This window comes from Providencia sp. 6390, from assembly GCF_058148425.1.
The window spans coordinates 1-3,331 of record NZ_JBYVYL010000023.1 but is presented as its reverse complement, the minus strand read 5'-3'; the positions used below and the strand labels follow the sequence as shown (position 1 = coordinate 3,331).

Sequence of the window (3,331 nt, the reverse complement as noted above, 5' to 3'; positions counted from 1 at the left end):
AATTATGCTCTTTAACAATCTGGAACAAGCTGAAAATTGAAAACAACGCACATTGTTTATCGCTTAAACAATGTGAGAGTCTCTCAAAAATCTCAACTTGAAGATGTTGTCAACAGACAGAAACCGTCGGGTTTCATGTCGACTGACAGAAAAGACACCTTCGGGTTGTGAGGTTAAGCGACTAAGCGTACACGGTGGATGCCTAGGCAATCAGAGGCGATGAAGGACGTGCTAATCTGCGATAAGCGTCGGTAAGGTGATATGAACCGTTATAACCGACGATTTCCGAATGGGGAAACCCAGTGCAATCCGTTGCACTATCGTTTGATGAATACATAGTCAAACGAAGCGAACCGAGGGAACTGAAACATCTCAGTACCTCGAGGAAAAGAAATCAACCGAGATTCCCCTAGTAGCGGCGAGCGAACGGGGAGCAGCCCAGAGTCTTAATCAGCATCAGCATCAGGAGAACGGTCTGGAAAGTCCGGCAGTAAAGGGTGATAGCCCCGTATCCGAAGGTGTTGGTGTTGTGAACTCGACGAGTAGGGCGGGACACGTGTTATCCTGTCTGAATATGGGGGGACCATCCTCCAAGGCTAAATACTCCTGATTGACCGATAGTGAACCAGTACCGTGAGGGAAAGGCGAAAAGAACCCCGGCGAGGGGAGTGAAATAGAACCTGAAACCGTGTACGTACAAGCAGTGGGAGCCTTGATTTATCAGGGTGACTGCGTACCTTTTGTATAATGGGTCAGCGACTTATATTCTGTAGCAAGGTTAACCGTATAGGGGAGCCGTAGGGAAACCGAGTCTTAACTGGGCGAATGAGTTGCAGGGTATAGACCCGAAACCCGGTGATCTAGCCATGGGCAGGTTGAAGGTTGGGTAACACTAACTGGAGGACCGAACCGACTAATGTTGAAAAATTAGCGGATGACTTGTGGCTGGGGGTGAAAGGCCAATCAAACCGGGAGATAGCTGGTTCTCCCCGAAAGCTATTTAGGTAGCGCCTCGTGAACTCATCTTCGGGGGTAGAGCACTGTTTCGACTAGGGGGTCATCCCGACTTACCAACTCGATGCAAACTACGAATACCGAAGAATGTTATCACGGGAGACACACGGCGGGTGCTAACGTTCGTCGTGAAGAGGGAAACAACCCAGACCGCCAGCTAAGGTCCCAAAGTCATGGTTAAGTGGGAAACGAAGTGGGAAGGCTCAGACAGCCAGGATGTTGGCTTAGAAGCAGCCATCATTTAAAGAAAGCGTAATAGCTCACTGGTCGAGTCGGCCTGCGCGGAAGATGTAACGGGGCTAAACCATGCACCGAAGCTGCGGCAGCGACATTTAGATGTTGTTGGGTAGGGGAGCGTTCTGTAAGCCTGTGAAGGTGTACTGTGAGGTATGCTGGAGGTATCAGAAGTGCGAATGCTGACATAAGTAACGATAATGCGGGTGAAAAACCCGCACGCCGGAAGACCAAGGGTTCCTGTCCAACGTTAATCGGGGCAGGGTGAGTCGACCCCTAAGGCGAGGCAGAAATGCGTAGTCGATGGGAAACAGGTTAATATTCCTGTACTGGTGATAATTGCGATGGGGGGACGGAGAAGGCTAGGCTATCCGGGCGACGGTTGTCCCGGTTTAAGGATGTAGGCAGGTGAATTAGGCAAATCCGGTTCACTAATGCTGAGGTCTGATGACGAGTCACTACGGTGATGAAGTAGCTCATGCCCCGCTTCCAGGAAAAGCCTCTAAGCTCTAGATTATCATTAATCGTACCCCAAACCGACACAGGTGGTCAGGTAGAGAATACTCAGGCGCTTGAGAGAACTCGGGTGAAGGAACTAGGCAAAATGGTGCCGTAACTTCGGGAGAAGGCACGCTGGCGCTAGGTGAAGTGGTTTACCCATGGAGCTGAAGCCAGTCGCAGATACCAGCTGGCTGCAACTGTTTATTAAAAACACAGCACTGTGCAAACACGAAAGTGGACGTATACGGTGTGACGCCTGCCCGGTGCTGGAAGGTTAATTGATGGGGTTATCCGTAAGGAGAAGCTCTTGATCGAAGCCCCAGTAAACGGCGGCCGTAACTATAACGGTCCTAAGGTAGCGAAATTCCTTGTCGGGTAAGTTCCGACCTGCACGAATGGCGTAATGATGGCCAGGCTGTCTCCACCCGAGACTCAGTGAAATTGAACTCGCTGTGAAGATGCAGTGTACCCGCGGCAAGACGGAAAGACCCCGTGAACCTTTACTATAGCTTGACACTGAACATTGAGCCTTGATGTGTAGGATAGGTGGGAGGCTTTGAAGCGTGGACGCCAGTCTGCGTGGAGCCAACCTTGAAATACCACCCTTTAATGTTTGATGTTCTAACGTAGCCCCATTATCTGGGGTGCGGACAGTGTCTGGTGGGTAGTTTGACTGGGGCGGTCTCCTCCCAAAGAGTAACGGAGGAGCACGAAGGTTGGCTAAGCATGGTCGGACATCATGCGGTTAGTGCAAAGGCATAAGCCAGCTTGACTGCGAGAGTGACGGCTCGAGCAGGTACGAAAGTAGGTCTTAGTGATCCGGTGGTTCTGAATGGAAGGGCCATCGCTCAACGGATAAAAGGTACTCCGGGGATAACAGGCTGATACCGCCCAAGAGTTCATATCGACGGCGGTGTTTGGCACCTCGATGTCGGCTCATCACATCCTGGGGCTGAAGTAGGTCCCAAGGGTATGGCTGTTCGCCATTTAAAGTGGTACGCGAGCTGGGTTTAGAACGTCGTGAGACAGTTCGGTCCCTATCTGCCGTGGGCGTTGGAAGATTGAAAGGGGCTGCTCCTAGTACGAGAGGACCGGAGTGGACGCACCACTGGTGTTCGGGTTGTCATGCCAATGGCATTGCCCGGTAGCTAAGTGCGGAAGAGATAACCGCTGAAAGCATCTAAGCGGGAAACTTGCCTTGAGATGAGTCTTCCCTGACTCTTTAAGGGTCCTAAAGGAACGTTTAAGACTAAGACGTTGATAGGCTGGGTGTGTAAGCGTAGCGATACGTTGAGCTAACCAGTACTAATGAACCGTGAGGCTTAACCTGACAACACCGAAGGTGTTTTAGAGAGATGGGTTGTTTTTGAAGAAAGTGAGAAGCCGAGAGGTGAAGGACACACAGCTTGTTCAGGATTGATGTTCTGGTTTGCCAAAAGAAATAAGTGCAAACGGGGATGAAACAGAATTTGTCTGGCGGCAATAGCGCGGTGGTCCCACCTGACCCCATGCCGAACTCAGCAGTGAAACGCCGTAGCGCCGATGGTAGTGTGGGGTCTCCCCATGTGAGAGTAGGGAACTG

At 51.1% G+C, this 3,331-nt stretch carries 2 rRNA genes; both read left to right on the top strand.

Going from position 1 to position 3,331, the window contains the following annotated elements:
* The first annotated feature begins 171 nt into the window (after positions 1–171).
* Positions 172–3,079 (top strand): 23S ribosomal RNA (locus tag AC3Z9T_RS21300).
* A 142-nt stretch (positions 3,080–3,221) separates the two neighbouring features.
* Positions 3,222–3,331: ribosomal RNA gene (gene rrf, locus AC3Z9T_RS21295) — 5S ribosomal RNA — on the top strand; the annotation flags it as partial.